At 71.3% G+C, this 22691-nt stretch carries 19 protein-coding genes and 1 pseudogene; 8 read left to right on the top strand and 12 right to left on the bottom strand.

Annotated features, from left to right (window positions below):
• The 5 genes and pseudogenes from HS109_20600 to HS109_20620 all read right to left on the bottom strand — a co-directional run.
• Positions 1–605: nucleotidyltransferase domain-containing protein (locus HS109_20600; protein MBE7524748.1), on the bottom strand; the 605-nt coding region annotated here is incomplete at its 3' end.
• A gap of 452 nt (positions 606–1057) precedes the next feature.
• Entirely contained in the window at positions 1058–2026 is a 969-nt protein-coding gene (locus HS109_20605; protein MBE7524749.1) for a GDP-L-fucose synthase, read from the bottom strand.
• Complete coding sequence (gene gmd / locus HS109_20610) at positions 2023–3144, bottom strand: GDP-mannose 4,6-dehydratase (protein MBE7524750.1); 1122 nt, start codon at positions 3142–3144, stop codon at positions 2023–2025. The genes HS109_20605 and gmd overlap by 4 nt, the downstream gene beginning before the upstream one ends.
• A 233-nt stretch (positions 3145–3377) precedes the next feature.
• On the bottom strand, positions 3378–3677 hold the full coding sequence (locus HS109_20615) for a BrnA antitoxin family protein (GenBank protein ID MBE7524751.1): 300 nt from the start codon (positions 3675–3677) through the stop codon (positions 3378–3380).
• Positions 3610–3884: pseudogene (locus HS109_20620) on the bottom strand (BrnT family toxin). The gene HS109_20615 and the pseudogene HS109_20620 overlap by 68 nt, the downstream one beginning before the upstream one ends.
• Positions 3885–4347: 463 nt before the next feature.
• On the opposite strand from HS109_20620, the gene HS109_20625 reads away from it, so the two are divergent.
• Positions 4348–4959, top strand: coding sequence for a YdcF family protein (locus tag HS109_20625; protein MBE7524752.1), 612 nt, complete (start codon positions 4348–4350; stop codon positions 4957–4959).
• Positions 4960–5182: 223 nt separating this feature from the next.
• Here the strand turns inward: HS109_20625 and HS109_20630 are convergent, their stop codons facing one another.
• The 7 genes from HS109_20630 to HS109_20660 form a co-directional block, all read right to left on the bottom strand.
• Positions 5183–6835 carry an ABC transporter ATP-binding protein gene (locus HS109_20630; protein ID MBE7524753.1) on the bottom strand — a complete coding sequence of 551 codons (1653 nt, stop codon included), beginning with the start codon at positions 6833–6835 and terminating at the stop codon, positions 5183–5185.
• Positions 6836–6850: 15 nt separating this feature from the next.
• Positions 6851–8032, bottom strand: a complete 1182-nt coding sequence (locus tag HS109_20635) for a nucleotidyltransferase family protein (GenBank protein MBE7524754.1) — start codon at positions 8030–8032, stop codon at positions 6851–6853.
• Positions 8033–8299: 267 nt separating this feature from the next.
• On the bottom strand, positions 8300–9166 hold the full coding sequence (locus HS109_20640; GenBank protein ID MBE7524755.1) for a hypothetical protein: 867 nt from the start codon (positions 9164–9166) through the stop codon (positions 8300–8302).
• On the bottom strand, positions 9163–10278 hold the full coding sequence (locus HS109_20645) for a class I SAM-dependent methyltransferase (protein ID MBE7524756.1): 1116 nt from the start codon (positions 10276–10278) through the stop codon (positions 9163–9165). Before HS109_20645 ends, HS109_20640 begins: the two co-directional genes overlap by 4 nt.
• 322 nt (positions 10279–10600) lie before the next feature.
• Complete coding sequence (locus HS109_20650) at positions 10601–12457, bottom strand: hypothetical protein (protein ID MBE7524757.1); 1857 nt, start codon at positions 12455–12457, stop codon at positions 10601–10603.
• On the bottom strand, positions 12454–12933 hold the full coding sequence (locus HS109_20655; GenBank protein ID MBE7524758.1) for a lasso peptide biosynthesis B2 protein: 480 nt from the start codon (positions 12931–12933) through the stop codon (positions 12454–12456). The genes HS109_20650 and HS109_20655 overlap by 4 nt, the downstream gene beginning before the upstream one ends.
• Entirely contained in the window at positions 12926–13192 is a 267-nt protein-coding gene (locus tag HS109_20660; protein ID MBE7524759.1) for a PqqD family protein, read from the bottom strand. The genes HS109_20655 and HS109_20660 overlap by 8 nt, the downstream gene beginning before the upstream one ends.
• A 656-nt stretch (positions 13193–13848) precedes the next feature.
• Here HS109_20660 and HS109_20665 point away from each other — a divergent pair.
• From HS109_20665 to HS109_20695, 7 genes are all read left to right on the top strand, one after another.
• Positions 13849–14484 (top strand): polysaccharide export protein, encoded by a 636-nt coding sequence (locus tag HS109_20665; protein ID MBE7524760.1) that lies wholly within the window; start codon positions 13849–13851, stop codon positions 14482–14484.
• A gap of 6 nt (positions 14485–14490) precedes the next feature.
• A complete protein-coding gene (locus tag HS109_20670) occupies positions 14491–16776 on the top strand; it encodes a polysaccharide biosynthesis tyrosine autokinase (GenBank protein MBE7524761.1) in 2286 nt (761 codons plus the stop codon).
• Between the two features lie 81 nt (positions 16777–16857).
• Positions 16858–18579 (top strand): DnaJ domain-containing protein, encoded by a 1722-nt coding sequence (locus HS109_20675; GenBank protein ID MBE7524762.1) that lies wholly within the window; start codon positions 16858–16860, stop codon positions 18577–18579.
• A gap of 35 nt (positions 18580–18614) precedes the next feature.
• Complete coding sequence (locus tag HS109_20680; GenBank protein ID MBE7524763.1) at positions 18615–19808, top strand: hypothetical protein; 1194 nt, start codon at positions 18615–18617, stop codon at positions 19806–19808.
• A gap of 110 nt (positions 19809–19918) precedes the next feature.
• The gene (locus HS109_20685) at positions 19919–20344 is read left to right on the top strand and encodes a hypothetical protein (protein ID MBE7524764.1); all 426 of its coding nucleotides are present in this window, start codon (positions 19919–19921) and stop codon (positions 20342–20344) included.
• A gap of 32 nt (positions 20345–20376) precedes the next feature.
• On the top strand, positions 20377–21801 hold the full coding sequence (locus tag HS109_20690) for an O-antigen ligase family protein (protein ID MBE7524765.1): 1425 nt from the start codon (positions 20377–20379) through the stop codon (positions 21799–21801).
• Positions 21798–22607, top strand: coding sequence for a capsular biosynthesis protein (locus tag HS109_20695; GenBank protein MBE7524766.1), 810 nt, complete (start codon positions 21798–21800; stop codon positions 22605–22607). Before HS109_20690 ends, HS109_20695 begins: the two co-directional genes overlap by 4 nt.
• Positions 22608–22691: the final 84 nt, after the last annotated feature.

The following is a 22691-nucleotide window of genomic DNA, read 5'->3' on the forward strand; positions in this document are numbered from 1 at the left end:
GGTTTCGCAGGCTCGTCATCGCTGCCGATCAGCGGGATTCGAGGTCGGGCCATGACCTCGACGGCGAAGCTGTCCCCGGACCGCAGCATGGACTTCCATTCACGCAACGAATAGACCTTCGGATTGATGTCGCGCCCGAGTTGCTGCTGGGCCGCCTGCAGCGCGTCGACGACGGAGCCGAAGTCCACCGCGCCGACGATAAGGAGGTCGATGTCGCTGTCCGCGGATTCGGTGCCCCGCGCCATCGAGCCGAAGACGAACGCGGCCTCGATGCGGTCGGCGAGCGGCGCGAGCGCCTCGATCAGGACGTCCGCAAGTCCTACGCTCTTGCGCAGAATGCCGGCCAGTTCCGGATAGATCGGGTGACCGCGGTTGGCCGAGTACCGGACCTGGTTGCCGACGCGCTCGCTCTCGAGCAGGCCGGCCACCTGCAGGCGCCTCAGCTCCTTGTTCAGCGTCCCGGCGGTCGTGCCGGTCAGGCGGGCGATCTCGCGCACGTGCAGGCGCCGCTCCGGGTTCAGCAGAAGCAGCGAAAGGACCTTCCGCCGGTAGGCGGCGGGGAACAGGAGGGACGCCGCGCCGGCCCGGCGAGATGTAGCGTTCATGGCTACGATAGTAGCAGTAGAAGCTACAACGGGCAAATGCCGACGCGGGAGACGGCGTGCCCGGAGTCGGGATGCGAGGATGGGACAAGGTTGAGCTCATGCAAGCGCCGCAGCGTTCCCGCTCGTCGGTCGGCGTCCGCAGAGCAACGCGGCGCAGGATCCGGCCGTTCCGAGCGTTGCGACAGTGTCGCGGAGGAGGATGGGCCTCGCCATCGGCCGGAGGTCCGAGGGATCCGACTCGGGCGTTCGAAGGCCGGCCGGCATCGACGGCGACGACGTCGGTGAATTGGACGTCCGTCCGACGGCTTTCGAGCTTGAGCCGAGGGGGGAAGGAAAGGCGTCGGGCTGAAGCCCGACCTACAGGTGCGTCGCGTGTCGGGCTAAAGCCCGACCCACGGGGGAGGGTGGTGGGTCGGCCTTCAGGCCGACAATGCGCAGTGGTGGGTCGGCCTTCAGGCCGACACCGCCGACCCCCGCAGGAAATCGTCGTACGCGCGGCGAATGCCCTCGCGCAGTTCGATGCGCGGACGCCAGCCGAGGCGCGCGAGCTTCGTGGTGTCGAGGAGCTTCTGCGGCGTGCCGTCGGGCTTCGAGGTGTCCCAGCGGACCTTCGCATCGCCGCCGACGACCGAGCGCACGACCTCGCTCAGTTCGCGGATCGACAGGTCCGATCCGCATCCGACATTGACGAGCGGCGGCGCGCTTGCGTCGAGCATCGGCGCGATCGTCTCGGCCGGCAGCGCCATCAGGTGGACGCACGCCTCGGCCATGTCGTCGCTGCAGAGGAACTCGCGGCGCGGCGCGCCGGTGCCCCACAGCGGCACCTCGACGTCGCCGCGCACCTTCGCCTCGTGGAACTTGCGGATCATCGCCGGCAGGACGTGGCTCGTGCGGAGGTCGTAGTTGTCGCCGGGGCCGTACAGGTTCGTCGGCATCGCGCACAGGTAGCGCGTGCCGTACTGCCGGTTGTACGACCAGCACATCTCGATGCCCGCGATCTTGGCGATCGCGTAGGGTCGGTTCGTGGGCTCGAGCGGGCCGGTCAGCAGGAACTCCTCGCGGATCGGCTGCGGGCAGTCGCGCGGATAGATGCACGACGAGCCGAGGAACAGCAGGCGCCTCACGCCGGATCGCCACGCCTCGTGGATCACGTTGGTCTGGATGGCGAGGTTCTCGCGGACGAACTCGGCCGGCAGCGTGGCGTTGGCGACGATGCCGCCGACCTTCGCGGCGGCGAGGAAGACCACCTCGGGCCGCTCGTCCCGCATGAACCGCGCGGTCGCGGCCGCGTCGGTCAGGTCGAGTTCGTCGCGGGTGCGCGTGACGAGGTTGCGGTAGCCGCCCGCGCGCAGCACGCGCAGCAGCGCGGAGCCCGCGAGCCCGCGGTGGCCGGCGACGAAGATCCGCGTGTCGGGCGTCATCCTTCGCGGCGGTCGGGGACGGCGTGGCCGTGGCGGCGGACGAGGTCGTCGCGCTGGGCGATCCTGAAGTCCTCGCGCACCATCTCGGAGACGAGTTGCGCGAAGCTCACCTCGGGCGCCCATCCGAGCCGCTCGCGCGCGACGCTCGCGTCGCCGAGCAATGTGTCGACTTCGGCCGGCCGCAGGTAGCGGCGGTCGACGCGCACGATCGTCTGGCCGGGGCGAAGGCCGGTGGCGGCCGCGGGGTCGAGCCGTGAGACGCGCGCGACCTCGTCGGCGCCGGAGCCTTCCCACGCGAGCGCGACGCCGAGTTCCGCCGCGGCGGCGGTGACGAACTCGCGCACGCTGCGCTGCTCGCCGGTCGCGATGACGAGATCCTGCGGCTGCGGTTGCTGGAGCATCAGCCACATCGCGCGCACGTAATCGCGCGCGTGGCCCCAGTCGCGGCGCGCGTCGAGGTTGCCGAGCCACAGGCACTCCTCGAGCCCCAGCACGATGCGCGCGAGCGCGCGGGTGACCTTCCTCGTGACGAAGGTCTCGCCGCGGATCGGCGACTCGTGGTTGAACAGGATGCCGTTGCACGCGTAGAGGCCGTAGGCCTCGCGGTAGTTCACCGTGATCCAGTAACCGTAGAGCTTGGCGACGCCGTAGGGCGAACGCGGATGGAACGGCGTGGTCTCCCGCTGCGGCGTCTCGCGCACGCGGCCGAACATCTCTGAGGTCGAGGCCTGGTAGAAGCGGGTCCGCTCGCGCAGCCCGAGGATGCGGATCGCCTCGAGCAATCGCAGCGGGCCCAGCGCGTCGGAGTTCGCGGTGTACTCGGGCTCCTCGAACGAAACCGCGACGTGGCTCTGCGCGCCGAGGTTGTAGACCTCGTCCGGCTGGACCTTCTCGAGGACGTGCGTGAGGCTCGACGAGTCGGTCAGGTCGCCGTGGTGCAGGATGAAGCGGCGGTTGGCGACGTCCGGCGCCTCGTAGAGATGGTCGATGCGGTCGGTGTTGAAGAGCGAGGTGCGGCGCTTGAGGCCGTGTACCTCGTAGCCCTTGCCGAGGAGCAGTTCGGCGAGGTAGGCGCCGTCCTGGCCCGTGACGCCGGTGATCAGCGCGGTGCGCGGCATGGCGAGGCGGTGCGGAGACGGGGCGACATGCGGTGGCGGTGCGTGCGGGCGGACTCGAAGCTATCACACCCGTGGGGCGGGCTTCAGCCTCTGTGGGTCGAGCTTCAGCCCGACGCCTTTCCTTCGCATGCTCGAACACCGTCGGCCTGAAGGCCGACCCACCGCGGGAATGCTGCATCCTTGTCGGCCCGAAGGCCGACCCACAGAAGGGGACGCGCGAGCGCAGACCCGGATCAGCGCATCTTGCTCAGGCGTTCGGCCATGCGCGTCTGCCAGCCCGGCCCGGTTGCTCTCCATCGCTCGATCACATCGACCGGAAGTCGGATGGAGATCAGCTTGCGCGGATTCTCCGATCGCGGCCGGCCTCCCTTGTTGACCACCGCGCGCGACAGGGCTTCCTCGGTTAGCGCCGGGAGTTCCTTGTACTCGTGCGCCCGAATCCTGTGGGCATCGACCTTCGCAAGGTCAGACTTCAAAGTACGGCGCGAGGCGGGCTTTCTCACGATGGTTTGCCTTTCGCATGCTGAATACATGGCGGGCCGCTCCCCGCAGCGTGTAGCCGATCAAAACGAGGCGGCCGGCCAGCAAGCCGTAGCAGACGATTCGAGGCTCGCCGTAGTTTCTGCGCCTGTCCTCGAACTCGACCGTGGTGCCCGCGAACACGATCGCGGCATCCTCGAAGTCCAGGCCCCGTTCGGCGAGCGTCGTGCCCGCTTCGCCGGGTCGAAGGTGAGGCGCATCGGTTATTGTATCTACAACAACCGCGACGCGCAAGGACAGCCGTCGTCGCGGGAGTGCGCAGGGGAAACAGGAGCAGGACTGGATGCCGGCATCGAGACCGGCATGGGTAGATGAGGCGGGTTGAGGCGCAAGTGCGTCGGGCCGAAGCCCGATCGAAGGTGAGAATGCCGCATCCTAGTCGGGCTGAAGCCCGACCCACAGCGGGGGTTGTGGGTCGGCCTTCAGGCCGACATGGGGCGATTGGTAGGTCGGCCTTCAGGCCGACATGGGGCGATTGGTAGGTCGGCCTTCAGGCCGACATGGGGCGATTGGTAGGTCGGCCTTCAGGCCGACACCGAGGATGCCGAAATTCATCGCAATGACGGTAGACGGCGATTGTGAATCCAACTGGAACCGCGGCGCACAGCGCCGTCACACGCACTTGATGCCGCGATTTTCGAACCCCGGACGCGGCACGCGATGATGCGCACGCTGCGCTGCGTGCTGCTGACGCTGCTCGTGACCGCGCTGCTGGTCGCGGGAGCGGGGACGATCGCCGCATGGCGCGTCGGCTACTGGCTCGAGGCGCCGGGAGAGGCGCCGCGCCATGCCGACGCGATCGCGGTTCTGGGCGGGGACGAGGAGGGCGAGCGCGCGCTGCGTGCGATGGCGCTCTACCGCGAAGGTTACGCGCCGCTGTTCGTCGTGACCGGTCTCGAGCGCGGCGTCGCGCCGGTGCCGGCGGAACTCAACTGGCGCATCGAGATGCTCGAAGCGGGCGGCGTGCCGCGTTCGGCGATGCGATTCGAGGCGGAGCCGTACAACAGCTACACCGAGGCGGTGCTCCTGCGCGACCTGATGCGCAGGGAGGGCTGGCGCACGATCCTCGTGGTGAGCGATCCGCCGCACATGCGGCGGTTGTCGTGGATGTACGCCGACGCGTTCGGGGGCACCGGGCTCGAGTATGTGCTCGTCGCGTCGCAGCCCGACTGGTGGCGGCCCGGCGAGTGGTGGCGCGTCGAGCGCTCGGGACAATTCGTGCTGCAGGAGATCATCAAGCTCGGGTACTACGCCGCGCGGAAGTGGCGGCAATGACCTGTGGGTCGGCCTTCAGGCCGACGTGGTGCTTCCGGTGGGTCGGCCTTCAGGCCGACATGGACCGGCGCGTCGGGCTGAAGCCCGACCCACGGAGAGGCGCCCGTCGGGCTGAAGCCCGACCCACAGCCCATCCCGTAGGTCGGCCTTCAGGCCGACATGGACCGGCGCGTCGGGCTGAAGCCCGACCCACGGAGACGCGCCTGTCCGCCTGAAGCCCGACCTACGCGATCCGGCCGTTCTCCATGCGCAGGACGCGCTGCGCGACGGCGAGGCTCGCGGGCCGGTGGGTGATCAGGAGCACCGTCCTGCCGGCGAGCGCCTCACGCGAAGCTTCGAGGAATTCGATCTCGCCCTGCGGATCGAACATCGCGGTGGCCTCGTCGAGGATGAGGATCGGCGGATCCTTGAGGAGCGCGCGGGCGAGCGCGAGCCGCTGCTGCTGGCCGCCGGACAGGCGCACGCCGCGGTCGCCGACGATCGTGTCGTAGCCGTGCGGCAGCGCGTCGACGAAGTCGTGCGCGCGCGCGAGCCGAGAGGCGCGCTCGATCGCATCGTCGGTCGCTCCGGCGCGTCCGTACGCGATGTTGTCCCGCACGCTCGCGTTGAACAGCAGCACGTGCTGCGGCACGACGCCGATCTGGCTGCGCAGGCTCTCGAGCGACACGGTCGCGATGTCGTGGCCGTCGATCGCGATCGTGCCGCCGCCGCGTTCGTGCAGTCGCATGAGCAGGTGGGCGAGCGTGCTCTTGCCCGCGCCGTTCGGGCCGACGATCGCGACGGTCTCGCCGGCGGCGATGCGGAGATCGAGCCCGTCGAGCGCGGGCGGGCGGCCGGGATAGGCGAACGACACCTGATCGAACACGATCGCGCCGCGCGCCGGGGGGAGCGTCGCGCCCGAGTCCGCTGCGGGCTCCGGCTTCTCGTCGAGCGCGCGCGTGAGGCGGGCGAGCGCGCCGCGCGCGGTCTGCGTGCTGCCGTAGACGTCGGCGAGCCCCGCGACGGGTCGCGTGAGCAGCATCGCGTAGAGCAGGAAGCTCACGAGTTCCTGCGGCGACAGGGCGCCGCCGGTGACCCGTGCTCCGCCGAGCCACAGCAGTGCGACGATGCCCGCCGCCGCCACGAACTGCAGCGCGGGGCCGAGCGCCGCCTGGATGCGCAGTTGCCGCGTCGTGAGCCGCAGGATCCGGTCGACCTGATTGCGGTAGCGCGCGGATTCGTGACGCTCGCGCGTGAACGACTTGATCGCGGGCAGCATGCCGAGGTTCTCGTCGGCGATCGCCACCGCCGCGGCGTGCTCCTCCTGCAACTCCGAGGCGAGCGGGCGGAGCCGCCGTCCCGCGATCTTGGCCGCGAGATAGAAGAGCGGCACGGCGAGCATCGCGAGGGCGGCCATCGCCGGTTCCAGCCGGAACATCATCGCGAGCGCACCGGCGACCGTGGCGGCGAGCGGCAGGAGGGCGACCGCGGTGCCGGCCAGGTACTCGCCGATGACGTAGACGTCGCTCGTGAGGAGCGCGAGCGTCTCGCCGTGGCGCCGCTGGTGGAAGAACGAGAGCGGCAGCGCCTGCAGGTGATCGTAGACGCGCACCTTGAGCTCGGAGGCGATGCGCTCGGCGGTGCCGCCGAGCACGACCGCGTTCGCGAAGCGCAGCAGCGCCTGCACGGCGAAGAGCGCGAGCATCGCGGCGAGGATCGTCGTCGTGGAGAGCGCGACGGCGCCGCCCGGGAGCCATGCGCCGGCGAGTGCGCCGCCGAGCCACGGCACCGCGAGTGCGGCGGTGGTTTCCGCGAGCATCAGCAGCACGCACAGCGCGAGCGCGGCGCGGTGCGGCCGGGCGAACGCGGCGAGGGTGCGGAGGTCCCGGGAGAACACGGCGCCGAACGCGGGTCAACGTTCCCGCGCCGGGCCGCGCGGGGCGAGCCGGCCCAGCCAGCGCCGGGCGTGCAACAGCGGCAGCGCGCCTCCGCTCGCACCGGGGAAGCGCTCGCGCATGTACTCGGCGTCCGGCAGCAGGCGACCGGCGAGGTAGGCGAGACGCGTGCGCACCGTCGGGACGGCGCGAAGCTCGAGCCACTCGCGGCGAAGGCGCCCCGCGCGCAGGAACGCCGCGCCCGACGCGGCCATCGGCCTGCGCTCCAGTGCGACGATCAGCGCATCGACGCGCGTCGACGGCAGGGCGTCGGTGCACCGTCGCAAGCCTTCGATGGCGATCGCGGCGATCCGCTTGTCGCGAACGAGCGTCACGAAGCGCGATGTCTCGCCGTCGCTCATCGCCTCGGCGAGGAGGCGGAAGTCGTGGAGCCAGATCAGCCGGTCGCCGGAGCCCTGCCCGACGAACGCGTTGTTGCCGGCGCGGTGCATGAGCGCGATCGCGAGCGCGTGCGCGTCGCCGGGACGGCGCGCGCCCGGACCGAGCGCGTCGACCGGCAGCGACGCTGCGGCGAGTTCCTCGAAATCGAACAGCCACGCGAACGACTGCGCGTTGGACAGGCGCCAGTGGAGATCGATGCTCGACGCTCCGCCGTGCGGGTCGACGCGCGTCATCTCGGTCTGGTAGCCGACGTAGGTGCTCGCCGGGCCGCAGGTGCGGCGGTGGCCGAGCGCGCGCAGGACGGCGAGTGCCGCGTCGCGGGCGTGCGGGGCCACGAGGACGTCGGTGTCGGCGCGCGGGCGCAGCGCGGCGTTCGCGTAGTGCGTGTGGGCGAGCGCGGCGCCCTTGAAGACGAGTGCGTCGACGCCGGCGTCCGCGAGCGCGGACAGCACCCGCGCGAGTTCCGGCTGCCGCCGATGCTCGGTCATCGCCTGCACGAGCGCATCCTCCCGGCACGCGGTACGGATCGACTCGGGCCACGACGCGTGCGCGCCCGCGAGGACGGAATCCGGTCCGCCGGCCTGCGCTTTCGGCGCGGATCCCATCGCCCGGAATCGGGCGTCGAGCAGGGGCGTGACGCCGTGGTGGCGCGCCTCGCGCAGGAATTCCGTCACCGCATCCGCGCCTGCGTCCGAGGGCCACGCGGGCGACTCGCCGCGGAGCAGCGCGCAGATGAGCGGGAGGGCGGGGGCAGGCATGGGGCGGACCGTCGCGATTATCGCGCGGGGAAGGGCGTCAGGACGAAGCCCGTCCCGGGAGGAGCGCTGGCGCTGCGGTTTGCCCGCAGGTTCGGCTTCAGCCGAACGCCTTTCGCATCGACGCTGCGAACCCCGTCGGGCTGAAGCCCGACCCACCACCCCCACGTAGGTCGGCCTTCAGGCCGACGCGGTTGCAGCGAAATGTACGTGTCGGGCTGAAGCCCGACCCACGAGGATTGTGCGAACCCCGTCGGGCTGAAGCCCGACCTACGAGGATTCCGCCGCCGCTGCCCGCACATGCGCGACGATCGCCGCGCGCACGCCAGCGAGATCGTCGTAGCGTCTCGGGTAGTCGAGCGCGTAGTGGATCGGCTCGTTCGCGAGCGCGGCGACCTGGTCGAAGTGGGAGGCGATCCGCGGTTTCTCCTCGACGTCGAGCAGGAACGAATGGCGCACCCACTCGATCATCGCGTCGGGACCGGAGAGGCGACGGAAGCTGATGTCGCCCGCGCTGCCGTCGCCAAGGAAATAGACGTGGCGGAGCGGCTGCGGCTCGACGCAGAACGCGAGCCGGTCGCCGGCGAGGAACCGCGCCTTCGACGTATACGAGAGCGGCGGCGCGGAAGGCGTGCCCGGCGCGATCAGCGCTTCCGCGCTGTCCTCCCAGAGTCGGATCGACGGGTGGCTCGGCAGCGCGAGGTGTCCGCGCGCGGCGCGCTCGACGACGAGGCCGTCGTCGGTGAGGAAGCGGTGGCCGTCGATCGCGAAGCTCGCCGCGAGCGTCGACTTGCCGCGTCCCGAGGCGCCGACGAAGGCGACCGCGCCGCCGTCGACCTCGACCGCGCTCGCGTGGAACACGAGCTTGCCCTGCTTCGACAGCGCGAGCGGCAGCACCTGGTTCAGGTAGAGCTGCTGCACGACCGCGTCGGTCGTTTCGAGCGCCGGTTCGCAGCGCACGCGCCGGCCGTCCGACGACACGACGAAGTCGGCGAGTTGCGGGAAGCGCAGCCGGTAGCCGCCGCGCTCGCGGTGGAACTCGGTCCACGACTCGCCGCCGGGCATCTGCCAGGCGTGGAACGGAGCCGGCAGCAGGGCCGGCTCCCGCGTGCCCGCGATCTCCAGTTCGACCGTCACTCGGTATCGCGGCCGAGCACCTGCGCGACGAATCGCGCGGTCTCGCCTTCCGACGGGAACAGGTTCGGATGATCGCGCAGCACGGTGCGCTCGATCTCGCGCACGCTGCGCATGCCGTCGCAGTAGCCGAGCACGATCGCGGCCGCGCGCGCGGGGCGCGTGAGCCGCGGCACGTGGTCGGGGCGCGAGCGCACGAGGTCGTGGGGGAGCGAGGGCATTCCCGGCCAGGTCGATTGACTGTAGCGGCGCCCCGACGGCAGCTCGACGACCCACGCGATCAGATGGTCGTCGTGACGGGTCATCACGCTCGCGCGGACGACGTCGCCCGCATGCACCGGCACGGATTCCTCCACCGGCAGGAACGCCTGCGGGCGGTCGATCGCGCGATCGGAGAGCGGCGAGTTGGTCATCGACACGCCGGGCGCGAGTTCGCAGTCGAACCAGCCGGCGAGTCCGTGCAGCGTGCCGTCGCGTTCGATCGGGAGGGAGGCTGACCAGCGAAAGAACCCCGGGCTGTCCCGGGAGAGGTCGATGTCGCCCAGATGCGCCGGCGCGCCGAGCAGCGCGTCGGAGCGGAACCGCGCCGAGTGCCTTAGGTTCGCGGCGTGGCGCGCGAGCCAACCGAACTCGGCGGGCACGTGGTCCGCGTGCCAGCCGTCGACCTTCGCGCGCGCGGTGGCGGATTCGACCGCCGCGAGGCGCAGGCCGATCCGCTGCGGAATCACCGTTCCTCCGGGCGCGAGCAGGCGGCCTCGCGCGTCGTCCATCATCGCGACGATTCCGTAATCGAAGCCGAAGTAACCGACGTGATCGCAAATCGCGACGTCGACGGGTGCCGGGAGCGTGACGCGCTGCGAGCGTTCCTGGACGAAGGTGCAGCGACCGGCAAGCCCCGCTCCGGCCATCGTGCGCCGCGCGACTTCGATCATCGCGGTCGAATCGATCGCGTCGACGTGCGATGCGCCGGCCTCGAGGCAAAGGAGGCCGAGGACGCCGCTGCCGCAACCCAGATCGGCGACGCGGTCCCCCGGTTTCAGCGTGCGCTCGATCGCCGCCCGGAACGTCTCGAGACGCACCCGATCGGCGACGTAGTCGAGGTGCTCGACGAGCATCGGGCCATGCGCGCTGTCGCCCGCGACGGTGCGTCGCGGCAGCCGCGCGGCGACAGGTCCGGCGACGCGGAACCGGACCGGACTAGGCGGCCTGCCGTACAGCGGCCGCCGCGCGGTTCGTCACCGCATCTTCCGCATGTGCGGCAGGATGTCGCCTGCCACGGCCGTAGCCCCACCCTGAGTCAGAGTGCGGAGCGGACCGAAGTCCAAGAGCCCGGGCGCCGCGTAGGGCTTGTGTCCGGGGGCCGGTGCAACCGACTCGGCTTCCTCGTGGGCGGCCTGATCGTGCCGGTCGTATCGGGTCATGCCTGCCACCTCCCTGTCACCTGCGGGCCGCGAGCGACCGCAGCCAAGTCTCCAGTCCGACGATCGTCATGAGCTGGTAGTGTACATGCAGCGGCGCCTCGCGGAACCGGGTGAGGGAGGCGAGCGCGCGGCCGCGGCTCACGAACCGCTCCGAACACCAGTCCCCCGATCCGAACAGCCACCCCTCGATGGCCTCGAAGCTCTGCTGCAGGACGTGGACATTGTAGCTGTTGAATTCGACTTCCCAATGATCTGAGACAAGGGCGCGGGGCATGTACGGCAGTCCGCGGGCGATGAGCGGTTTGTACTCCCCATGGTCGTAGGTCCTCGGAAGGTACCTGGCGTCGGTGCCGAGCACGAGCTCGAAGAGTCGACGGTCGAGCAGCGGGCTCGCGAGCACGAACCCCTCGCAGGCCATCTCGTCGCGGGTCCACTGGCGCGCCCATTCCACCGCCGGATTGACGGCAGCCTGCCAGCGGATCTCGGCACTGTGGGAACCGTAGCCGATGGTCGGCGGGGCGGATCGGGCGGCCAGGCGCGCGGCAACGCCCTGCGCATAGGGGGTGAGCCAGCCATCCCCGGCCGGGACGCGCGTACGCGGCGACAGCACGCGGCGCAGGGCGCGGTAAGGCCGCTTGACCGCTTCCGGACAGAGCGCACGCGCGAGTTCGAGCGCGGTCGCCCGGACCGACTCGTTTCGGAGGGACGCGACCCGGCGCACGGCCGCCGGGAATCGCCACGTGCCGATCGAGCGGGCGAGGTCGATGTGCCAGTCGTTGTCGACGGTGAGTTCGTCGCCGCCGAGTCCCATCATCAGGGTCACGAAGCCGTGCTCGCGCGCGAGGGAGAAGCAGTCGCCGAAGAAAGGGGCCTGGAAGTTCACGAGCGGCAGGTCGTGGCGGGCCACGTGGCGGCGCATGGTGTCTGCGTCCAGCCCCCGCCCCACAGGCGTGACCCGCAGGCCGGTGAGACCGTTCGCGGCCAGCGCGATGTCGATGCGCGACGCTTCGTTGCACGGCAGGTCGCCGAACGTGCCGGAGAGCGCCGCGACCCGGGGGACGGCGCCCGGCCGATCGCGGGCGAGTTCCGAGACCATGCCCGCGACCGCCGTCGAGTCGTAGCCGCCGCTCATCAAGATCGCGGTCGGTCGTGCTGGATCGAGCCGGTCCGCGACGGCGGCACGTAGCGTGCTCTCGAATGCCTGCAGCAGTTCTCCGGCGCTGCGGATCGGTGGAGGGGGGAAGCGCGGACCCCAATAGCGTGCGATGTCGAGTCGGCCGTCCCGCCAGCGCAGGACGTGTCCCCCCGGCAGGCGCTGGATCGAGCGGTAGAAGGTCGCGTCCGGTGTCGAGCAGGTGTTCTGGAGCATCGCGACGACCGACTCGTCGTCGGGCTCGCTCGCGACCCAGTCGAGCGTGCGCAGTGCCCGGGTTCCGGAGGCGAACGCGAGCATCGAGCGGTCCTCCGATCGGGCGTAGTAGAGCGGCAACTGGCCGAGCGGCTCGGTGGCGATCACGAGTTCCCGTGCGATCGGATCGAAGAGCGCGAACGCGAAGTCGCCAATGAGCCGGTCGAGGAGTCTCGCGCCCAGGTCGCGCCACAGTTCGGCGACGACGCGCGCGTCGGTCCGCGGCCCTGTTCCGGTGGCGGAACGGAGCGCCTGCAGGTTGAAGATTCGGCCGTCGATCACGGCTCGGACGTCGCCTTGACGGGCCGTTCCCGCCGCGCCCATCCGCGCCGCCCCGGACAGCCAGACCAGCGTGCCGCCGGGCGGGCCGCACAGGTCGGCGTCGTCCGGAGGTCCTCCCGACAGGGTCTCGATGGACAGGCGGGCGCGCTCGCTGTCGCGCCTCGCGACGAATCCGGCGATCACGTCGGATGCCGCGCCTCCGCGCCGGGTGCGCGACTGGATCCGTGCGTCGGGACGACCGAACGGCCGAACCGGCGGTAGCGTCCGAGCTGGCGAGGATCCTCGCCGATCGCCACACCATGGCATTCGACCCAGGCGTGGGCTTCGAACGGTCCCGCGCCGGTGCGCGCCCCGAGTTCGAGTTCGCACTCGATTCGTTCGGCCGACAACAGCCGCCACAGCACGACCGATCGATGCAGGCACGAGACGCGGAAGGGGACGCGTGCGGCGGCGACGGCGACCACGCGCGCGACGGCTGCGGCGCGGTCGAGTTCCTCGGCGACGCGGGCGGGATCGCGCGCGATCGCCGCGCGGTCCCGTTTGGCGCGAAACGCCGTCGATGGCAAGGCGAGCTTGACGTGCGCGAGCATTACTGCGGCGCGCGCGAGCAGGCGTCGGTCCGCCCAGGAGAGGCCCGCGAGCTTGCGCCAGCTACCCATCGGCAAGCACGACGAGCTTCCGCTCGGCGAGACGCGCGACGAGCTCGTCGAGGTCGCGGGCGAGCACGTCCTCCGCCACGTCGTACTGACTGAGGAGCGTGGCCCGCGCCGCGGTCGTCTCGCCGTGGGCCGCGAGCGCCTTCCAGAAATCGAGCCCGACGCCGTCGAGGCCGAAGTATTCGCCGGTCTCGAGGTTGAGCAGCACCCCCTCGTCGTCGAGTTCGGTCGACAGGATCGTGTCGGGAATGGAGACCTTCATCGGGGGAGAAGATGGCCGGTGGTTCCCCGGGATTCTAACGGTCTCGGGCCGTTGCGATCCGTCGGTACGGTTCAAGCCGGACCGTCTCCGCACCCTCGCAGGTCCGGCCGGACGCCTTTCGCGTCGTCGTGACGAACGCCGTCAGACTGAAGTCTGACCTACGAGGGTTGCGGGCGCCTCCGGGCTCTTGTGGGTCCGGCCGGACGGCCTTCCGAACCCCGTCAGACTGAAGTCTGACCCACGAGGGTTGCGGGCGCCTCCGGGCGGTCCGGCTTCAAGCCGGACGCCGTTCGTCCCGTTGCGGCGAAAATCGTCAGACTGACCTGCAACGGAACGCGGGCGCCGCGAGCCCCCGAGGCGACGAACGGCGCACGGGCCGCCTCGAACGGCGACCCGCGCACGTACGGCCCCGGGGCATGGCGGCCCCCGACTGGCGTATCATACGGCGCAGGCCGCATCGATCGAGGAAGCTTCGCGTGATCCGGGAACTCGACCTGCCGAGCGGCGCCGTCCGACGGCTCCCGGGATGGGTCGCATTGCTGTCGTTGGCACTCGCGCTCGCCGTGCCGGGAGCGCAGGCCCAGACGCAGCCCATGTCGCCCCAAGCAACCAACGCGCCGGGGTTTGCGACCTCCGCGGCGACCCCCGCCGCCCCGTTGAGCGGCCCCGCGCCGATCGCCGGCAACGCTCCGGACACGATGCCGCTGCGGCCCGGCGAGACCGGCCCGCGCGACTACCGGATCGGCGCGCAGGACCTCCTCGAGATCCAGGTCTACGGGATCGACAACCTGAAGCGCGAGGTGCGCGTGAACACGCGCGGCATGGTGTCGTTGCCGCTGATCGGTCCCGTCACCGTCGGCGGTCTCACCAGCGAGGAGGCGGAGGCGCTGATCGCGGGGTTGTACGCGAAGGACTACCTGCAGGACCCGCAGGTGTCGGTATTCATCAAGGAATTCACGAGCCAGCGGATCACCGTCGAGGGCGCCGTCGCGCGGCCGGGCATCTACCCGATTCGCGGCGACACGACGCTCGTGCAGGCGATCGCGCTCGCCGGAGGACAGGGGAACCTGCCGGACCTGACCGAGGTGATGGTGTTCCGCCTCGAGGCCGGCCAGCGCCGGCCGCTGACCTTCGACCTCATCAAGATCCGCGGCGGCGAGATCCCCGACCCGAAGCTCGTGAACGAGGACATCGTCGTCGTCAAGCGGGAGGCGAGCCGTGTCGTGCTGCGCGACTCGGTGCTCGGCGACGTGATCACGATCCTCAACCCGCTCAACTACCTGCCGCGATGACCGCCCATGCCGGATAACCACGCGTCGAGGAACCCGCCGGCCGCGGGCTCCTCGGCGCTCCAGCTCAGGCCGTCCACCGCGCTGTCCACCTACGTCCAGCCGTCGATCGTCGACGGGCTCGAGGACGACGAGTCGATCCACCTGCGCGACCTCTGGCGGGTCATCGTCAAGCGCAAGTGGATCGTGATCTCGGTGCTGGGAATCGTGCTCCTGACCGCGATCGTGGTCACGATGATGGCGACGCCGATCTACCGCTCGTCGATCACGCTCAAGATCGAGCGCGAGGCGAGCAAGATCGTCGACTTCAAGGGCGCGCCGGTCGAGCCGCAGGAGCTCGGCGACACCGACTTCTACCGAACGCAGTACGAGTTGCTGAAGAGCCGCTCGCTCGCCGAGCGGGTCGTCCGCCAGCTCGACCTCAAGCAGCGTTCGGCCGAGGTGGCGCCGAAGGCCGAGCCGTGGTGGTCGGAGTGGTGGTCGAAGCTCGCCGGGCGCGAAGGCGCGAACGAGGACGCGGAGGACGCCGCGCCCTCCGACGGCGTGTCAGCCGACCCCCAGGCCGCCGCGGTGCGCGCGTTCATGGGCTCGATGACCGTGGAGCCGGTGCGCAATTCCCGGCTCGTTCGCGTGCTGTTCGACTCGCCCGACCGGAAGCTCTCGGCCGACGCGCTCAACGCGCTCGCGCAGAACTTCATCGCGCTCTCGCTCGAGCGCCGTTTCGACGCGTCGTCGTACGCGAAGGCGTTCCTCGAGGAGAAGCTCGCGCAGACCAAGGCGAAGCTCGAGGAGTCCGAGCGGGCGCTGGTCGAGTTCCAGCGCGAGCAGCGGATCATCACGATCGACGAGAAGCAGAACGTGCTCTCGCAGACGCTCGCGTCGTACAACGCGGCGGCCGCCAAGGCGGCCGAGGACCGGATGCGCGCCGAGGCGCTGTACCGCGAGTTCAAGGAGAACCCCGGTTCGTCGCCGCAGATGCTCGACAACAAGGCGATGGCGGCGCTGCGCGAGCAGCGCACCAGGCTGCAGGTCGAGTACCAGGACCTCTCGCGCATCTACAAGCCGGCGTTCCCCAAGATGCAGCAGATCGCCGCCGCGATCGAGGAGATGGACAAGAAGATCGCGGAGGAGACCGACATCATCCGCCGCGCGATCGCGGGCGACTACAACGTCGCCGTGCAGCAGGAGGCGAGCGTCCAGGCGAAGCTCGAGGCGGCGAAAAAGGACATCCTCGACCTGCAGGGGCGCAGCATCCGCTACGGGATCCTGAAGCGCGAAGTCGACACCAACCGCTCGCTCTACGACGGACTGCTCAACCGGCTGAAGGAGGTCGGCGTCGAGGCCGGCGTCGGCACCAACAACGTGACCGTCGTCGACTCGGCCCAGCCGCCGCTCGCGCCGTTCAAGCCGAACCTCGCGCTCAATCTGCAGCTCGCCGGGGCGCTCGGCCTGATGCTCGGCGTGGGGCTCGCGTTCTTCCTCGAATACCTCGACGACACGATGCAGCGTCCCGACGACATGGAGCGCATCGCGCACCTGCCGGTGCTCGGCGTCATCCCGGTCGTCAAGACGAAGAAGTCCGAGCGGGACAAGCCGCTCGCGCTGCAGGCGCACATGGACGCGCGCTCGACCTTCGCCGAGGCGTACCGTTCGGTGCGCACGGCGCTGCAGTTCTCGACGCGCGAGGGTGCGCCGCGCCAGCTCGTCGTGACCTCCGCCTGCGCGGGAGAAGGCAAGTCGACGACCGCGCTCGCGCTCGCGATCAACTTCGCGCAGATCGGGCATTCGACGCTGCTGATCGACGCCGACCTCCGCAATCCCTCGCTGCACTCGATGCTCGGCATCGACAACTCGCGCGGGCTGTCGAACTACCTGTCGGGCGACCTCCCGGCGCTCGGCGTCGTGCGCATCACTGCGATTCCGAATCTCTACGTGATTCCCGCCGGCCCGCTGCCGCCCAATCCGGTCGAACTCCTGTCGGGTCCGAAGATGGTCGGGCTGCTGTCGGAACTCGAGCACCGCTTTCCGTCGATCATCCTCGATTCGCCGCCGGTGCTCGGGCTCGCCGATGCGCTGGTGCTCGGGAACCAGGTCGGCGCGATGATGTTCGTCGTCGCCGCCGGATCGACGCGCAAGGCGCACCTGCGCGCGGCGCTGAAGCGGCTGCGCCAGGCGAGCGTCGCACCGATCGGCGCGGTGATGACCAAGGTCGACATGCGCGACGGGCGCTACGGCTACGAGAGCGCCTACTACTACTACAGGAGCACGAACGATGCTCCGCGGCTTTCGAACTGAGCCGGATCCGGCTCCCCCGGACGCCGATCTCATTCCCGCCCTTTCGAATCGCGCGCGGACGCTCCCCGCGCCCTGTCGGTGATGACCGCGCCCCTGTCCGCGGGACGCACGGCACGCCTGCTGCTGCGCTACCGACGCGATCCGTCGCGCTATCTCGGCGAGGCGTGCCGTCCGGATGCCCCGACGCTCGACTTCGACGTCGTGCTGCGGCTCGCGCAGGGGCGCGAGGTCGCGTTCGGCCAGACCTCGCTCGAGGACGCGAGTCCCGACGCGCTCACCGATGCGGCGAAGGGGTACCTTCAGAACGTCTGTTTCCGGCCCGACGCCACGCCCTACCAGACGCTCGGCCTCGAGCCCGATGCCACCGCGGAGTCGATCAAGGAGCGCTTCCGCCTCCTGATGCAGCTCGTGCACCCGGATCGGCACGGCACCGGCGCGTCGTGGCCGCCCGAGTGCGCGGCTCAGGCGAGCCGCGCCTACACGTTGCTGCGCAGCTCGGAGTCCCGGGCGAAGTTCGACCGCGAGGAACGCGAGCGGGTCGAGCGCGAGCGTGCTTCGAAGCAGGCCGCGGTCGCCGCGGCGGCTGCGATGCCGGGCACGCGCGACCTTCCGCGCGCCGTGCGCCACGCGCGCAGGCCGCTGCCGCAGCCGGTGCTGCCCGAGTGGTGGACCGCCGGCGTCGGCGGCTTCGTGCGGGCGCATCCCGCCGGCGTGGCGTTCGGTGCGCTCGTCGCGGCTTCGGCGGTCGTCGCGGGATTCGCGCTGTGGGAGAGCGATGCCGCTTCGCTCACGCGGGGGCGAACCGCGGCGCCTGGCGCCGACGTTCCGCCCGCCGTCGCGGCCGTCGTCGCCCTCGCGAAGCGCGACCAGACGAGATCGAGCCTCGCGGTCGACGAACCGCGCGAGCCCGCGTCCGTGTCGGCGAACGCGCCGTCGGTTGCGGCAGCGCCGGCGGCGACCGCACCGGTGCGGGTGCGCGCGCAGTCTGAACACAAGTCGGAGACACCGGACCGATCGCCTGCGCCGAACGTGCATGCGCCCGCGTCCGTCAGCGCCGCGGCCGCCACTTCCGTCACCGCGCCCGCCACGTCGACGGTCGCCGTGGCACCAACGTCGATTGCCCCGCGCGCGGCGCCCGCGGCGCCGCCGGTTGCGGATGCGCCACCGCCGGCGGCGGCCGCGCCGCCGGTCCGGTCGTCCGTCGCCGCGCCCGTACCCCCGGCGGCCGCGGTCCCCTCCGCGGTTGCCGCGGCCGTGCCGTCCACGATCGCGATCGTGCCGCCCGGCGTTGCACCGCCCCCGTCCGCGATCGCGTCGCCTCCGCCGGCGCCCATGCCCCTCGCCGTGGCGTCGGGCGTCGACACGCCTGCTGCGCGACCGATGCCCGCGGTGGCTGCTCCGCCGCCCGCGACACTCGCCGAGGCCTCGCTGCGCGCGCCCGCCAATGCCGAGATCGAGTTGCTGTTCGCAGCGTTCGTCGACGCCTACGACCGCGGCCGCGCCGACGCGTTCGCGCTGCTGTTCGACGCCGACGCGCGCGCGAACCAGCATCAGGGACGCGCGGCGATCCGCGGCGAGTACGACGACCTGTTCCGCCGCTCGCAGTGGCGGCGGATGCAGGTGATCCGCATGAACTGGCGGCGCGTCGGCGACACCGCGCAGGCGAAAGGCGAGATCGCGGTGCGCACCGGCCTGCGCGACGGTCGCGAGCACGAGGAGCGCCTGAGCGTCGACATGGAACTCGTGCGGCGCGACGGCCGGCTGGTGATCACGCGCCTCGACCAGCGGCCGGGCGCGCCGTGAATCCGGCCGGCACCATCGACGCGCACCCGCGTGCGATGCGCGCGCTCGGAGTCGCGGCCATCGCCGTCGCGCTCGTGCTCGCCTGGCGCGCGGTCGTCCTGGGCGCCGAAGCGTGGCGCAACGGCGGCTTCGCGACGCTCGCGAGTCCGATGGCGCCGGACGTGCCCGGCGCATCGCCCGACGCCCGCTGGCGCGCGCGGCTCGGGCAGCAGCCGGCCGACTTCGCCGCGCTCGTCGTCCTGGCATTGACGCTCGAGCGCGAGGGCGACGCCGATGGCGCGCGCGCGGCGATGGCCCAGGCGGTGCGGCTCGCGCCCTCCGACCGGCAGACGCTCCTCGCGTCCGCCGCGTTCGCGCTGCGTTCCGGCGACGAGGCCGGCGCCCTTGGGACGCTGCAACGCGTGGCCGATCTCTATCCCGAGGCATGGGTCAAGCTGTGGCCCGCGCTCACGCAGATGCTCGACGAAGGTCGCCACGCGGAATCGTTTGCCGCGGCTGCGCGCGAGAACCCCGCGTGGTGGCGCTCGTTCTTCGATCACGCGTGCCGGTCGTCGAAGAACGTCGACGCGGTCGAGCGGGTCTTCGTCGTGCGTGCCTCCGCAGGCAAGGCGGGCGAAGCGGAACGGCGCTGCATGATCGACCGGCTCGAGCAGGAGGGCCATTGGGCGCGCGCCTACCAGGCGTGGCTCAACAGCCTGCCGGCCGAACAGCGCCAGCGTGTCGGCAACGTGTTCAACGGCGACTTCGCCTGGCCGATCTCCAATCTCGGGTTCGACTGGTCCACGCCCCGGCGCGACGGCGTCGTGGCCGAGGCGCGGTCGACCGGCGGCGCGATCGGCGGGCGGGCGCTCCTGGTCGAGTTCGTCGACGCGCGCTGGACCGGGACGCCGGTTCAGCAGCACCTGATGCTCGCGCCGGGCCGCTATCGTTTCGAGGGGCAGGGGCGCGTCGACCGGCTCGACACCTGGCTCGGGGTCCAATGGGGGCTCTACTGCGTGCCGGCGCCGGGTGGGGCAGAGCGCCAGCTCGCCCGGACCGGCCGGTTTCGGGGTACCTCGGCCTGGGAGGCCTGGGACGAGCCGTTCGCGGTCCCGAAGGACTGCCCGGTCCAGTTGCTCCGGCTCGAACTCGCCAATCCCCGCGCGGACGCGGCCACGCCGGGGAATGTTGCGGCCAGGCTCCAGGGCCTCGCGTGGTTCGACGGCCTCCGCGTCCGGAGCCTTGACTAGCAGGGGGCGGGATCGGCGATAATGCCCCCAAAGCTGCCGGGCCGGACCGGTCGGGCGCGAAACAGCGAGCCAATGTCATGAAAATGCGGAGTTGGGCCACGATTGTCGCGATGACGGCGGCGCTCGGCGCGACGCCGGCGGCCGCGCAGCAGGCGGGCACCATCGCCCGGCTCTCCAATCTCGAGGGCAACGTGATGGTGAGTCAGGGCGACGGCATGGTCGCCGCGGTGAAGGACCAGCGCGTGCCCGCCGGCACCCGCGTGCTCACGATGTCCGGCGGCAAGGTGACGATCAACTACGACGTCGGCTGCGCAATCCGGCTCTCCGAGAACCAGCGCTTCACCGTGCGGGCAGGCGAGTGCGGCATCCTCCTCTCCGAAGTGGCCACGATCGTGCCGACGGCGGCGGTTGCCACCGGCGTGGCGGCGGCCTCGTTCGCCTCGGCCGCGCCGCTCATGGCGATCGGCGTCGGGCTGGGCGTCGGCACCTACGAGACGTTCCGCAACAACTCCAGCGATTCGGTGAGCCCCAACTGATCGCGACCGCGACCGGCGCGCCGATCGACGACGTGGAGCCTGCGGGCTCCACGTTTTTTTGGGCGCTCGCGGCGTTGGTCCTCGCGGCGCCGCTCTATCGCGGGGGCAACCGCGCGCTGCCGCTCGTCGCGCTCGAACTCGTGGCGATCGGATTGCTGCTGGCGCTCGCGTTCCGGCGGATCCACGGGCATGCGGCTTCGCCTCGGCCGCGCACGCTCACCGCCGCGATCGCGATCCTCCTCGTGTGGCCGCTCGTGCAGCTCGTTCCGCTGCCGGTGTCGGTGTGGCAGGCGCTGCCCGGGCACGCACCGTACGCGGACGTGCTCGGGCGATTCGCGGTGGAGGGCGCCGCGCTCGCGCCGCGCGCGATCTCGATCGATCCGTCGTCCACCGAGTACGGGTGGCTCGCTCTGCTGCCGCCGCTGGCCGCGCTCGTCGCGGTGCGTTCGCTCGCCAGCGCGCAGGTCGTCTGGCTGCTCACGGCGATGGCCGTCGGCGCGGGGCTGCAGGGCGTGCTGGGTCTCCTGCAGGTGATCGGCGGCGCGTCCTCGCCGCTCAACTTCGGCAATGCGCACGGCGGCGGCATGGCCACCGGCACGTTCGTCAACCGCAACCACCTCGCCGCGCTCCTCGCGATGACGCTGCCGGTGATCGTCGGGCTCGTCGTCTACGGCGTGCGCCGCGGAAGGCACGAGGCGGCGCGGGGCCGCGCCGGCGACGCCAACGCGCTCGCGCAGCGCGCGCTGCTCTTCGCGAGCGCGATCGTCGTGCTGCTGGGACTCGTGTTCACGGCGTCGCGCGCGGGCATCGCCACCGCGCTGGTCGGGCTCGCGATGACGGCGCTGCTGCTGGTGCCGGGACGGGGCTCCGTGCGGCGCGCGCGGTGGACCGTCGTGGCGCTGGTGCTCACTGGATTCGCGCTCGCGGCGGGCATCGGGCTCGCGCCGGTGCTCGATCGCTTCGCGCCCGACGCGCTCGAGCTCTCGGGCGACGGGCGCTTCGCGCTCTACGCCGCGACGCTCGGGGCGGCGGTCGACTTCCTGCCGTTCGGCAGCGGACTGTCGACCTTCGCGACCGTGTTCCCGCGCTATCAGGCCGGCGCGTTCGGCGGCTACGTCGACTTCGCGCACAACGACTACCTGCAGGCGTTCCTGGAACTCGGAATCGCCGGCGCGCTCGTCGCGGCGCTCCTCGTCGCGGCGTGGATCTCGGGGATGGCCTCGCTGCTGCGCCGTTCGAGCGGGCGCAGCTTCACGCTGCTGCAACTCGCCGCGGGCGTCGGCATGCTGCCGCTCGCGCTGCACAGCGTGTTCGATTTCTCGCTCCACATGCCGGGCAACGCCGTCTGGTTCGCGGCGCTCTTCGGCGTGCTGCTGCATCCGGGCGTACCGGAGACCGAGCGCGCGCGGACGTCCCGATCCGGACGGGAGGATGAAGTCGCGGGCGCGGCGACGTGATCGACCTCCATTGCCACCTGCTGCCGGGCATCGACGACGGAGCGACCGACATGGACGTGTCGCTCGAGATGGCGCGCATCGCGGTCGCGGACGGGATCCGCACGACGGCGTGCACGCCGCACATCTATCCCGGCTTCTACGAGAACGACCGCGAGGGCATCGTCGCGCGCGTCGCCGACCTGCAGCGCCGGCTGGACGACGAAGGCATCGGGTTGAAGCTCACCTGCGGCGCCGACGCGCATCTCACGCCGGAACTCCTCGCGCGCGTCGCGGCACGGACCGCGCCGACGCTCGCCGACAGCCGCTACCTGCTGGTCGAGCCGTCGCACACGGTGGCGACGCCGCGCTTCGCGGAGGTCGTGTTCGAGTTCGTCGCGGCCGGATACGTGCCGGTGATCACGCACCCCGAGCGGCTCGCGTGGATCGAAACGAACTACGCGGCGTTCGCCGGACTCGTGCGCGGCGGCGCGTGGATGCAGGTCACGGCCGGGAGTCTCGCCGGACGCTTCGGCAAGGCCGCGCGGCGCATGGGCGAACGGATGCTTCGCGACGGCCTCGTGCACATCCTCGCGACCGACGCGCACGGCGTGCGTCATCGTGCGCCGAGGCTCGCGGAGGGACGTCGCGCGGCCGAGCGCTTCGTGGGGGCCGAGGAGGCCGAACGCCTCGTCGTCGGACGGCCCCAGGCGATCCTCGACGACCTTCCGCCCGCCGAGGTCGAGCCGGTGCCCGCATTGCGCGCGGGCTTCGTGCCGCCGTCGCGCGGCGTCTTCGCGCGGCTGTTCGGGCGGGGGGTGTCTTCGTAGGTCGGGCTTCAGCCCGACGGAATCCGTGCCGATGCGAAGGAACGGCGTCGGCCTGAAGGCCGACCCACCAACGTCTGCTGTGGG

It is taken from the genome of Burkholderiales bacterium (assembly GCA_015075645.1).
GTDB lineage: Bacteria > Pseudomonadota > Gammaproteobacteria > Burkholderiales > Casimicrobiaceae > VBCG01.

What these genes read in the sequence shown, in the direction of transcription:
- HS109_20635 (MBE7524754.1), bottom strand. Translation starts at nt 8,032, where the DNA reads ATGCCTGCCCCCGCCCTCCCGCTCATCTGCGCGCTGCTCCGCGGCGAG.
- HS109_20625 (MBE7524752.1), top strand. Translation starts at nt 4,348, where the DNA reads ATGCGCACGCTGCGCTGCGTGCTGCTGACGCTGCTCGTGACCGCGCTG.
- HS109_20680 (MBE7524763.1), top strand. Translation starts at nt 18,615, where the DNA reads ATGCGCGCGCTCGGAGTCGCGGCCATCGCCGTCGCGCTCGTGCTCGCC.
- HS109_20645 (MBE7524756.1), bottom strand. Translation starts at nt 10,278, where the DNA reads ATGCTCGTCGAGCACCTCGACTACGTCGCCGATCGGGTGCGTCTCGAG.
- gmd (MBE7524750.1), bottom strand. Translation starts at nt 3,144, where the DNA reads ATGCCGCGCACCGCGCTGATCACCGGCGTCACGGGCCAGGACGGCGCC.
- HS109_20615 (MBE7524751.1), bottom strand. Translation starts at nt 3,677, where the DNA reads ATGTATTCAGCATGCGAAAGGCAAACCATCGTGAGAAAGCCCGCCTCG.
- HS109_20605 (MBE7524749.1), bottom strand. Translation starts at nt 2,026, where the DNA reads ATGACGCCCGACACGCGGATCTTCGTCGCCGGCCACCGCGGGCTCGCG.
- HS109_20685 (MBE7524764.1), top strand. Translation starts at nt 19,919, where the DNA reads ATGACGGCGGCGCTCGGCGCGACGCCGGCGGCCGCGCAGCAGGCGGGC.
- HS109_20660 (MBE7524759.1), bottom strand. Translation starts at nt 13,192, where the DNA reads ATGAAGGTCTCCATTCCCGACACGATCCTGTCGACCGAACTCGACGAC.
- HS109_20675 (MBE7524762.1), top strand. Translation starts at nt 16,858, where the DNA reads ATGACCGCGCCCCTGTCCGCGGGACGCACGGCACGCCTGCTGCTGCGC.
- HS109_20670 (MBE7524761.1), top strand. Translation starts at nt 14,491, where the DNA reads ATGCCGGATAACCACGCGTCGAGGAACCCGCCGGCCGCGGGCTCCTCG.
- HS109_20655 (MBE7524758.1), bottom strand. Translation starts at nt 12,933, where the DNA reads ATGGGTAGCTGGCGCAAGCTCGCGGGCCTCTCCTGGGCGGACCGACGC.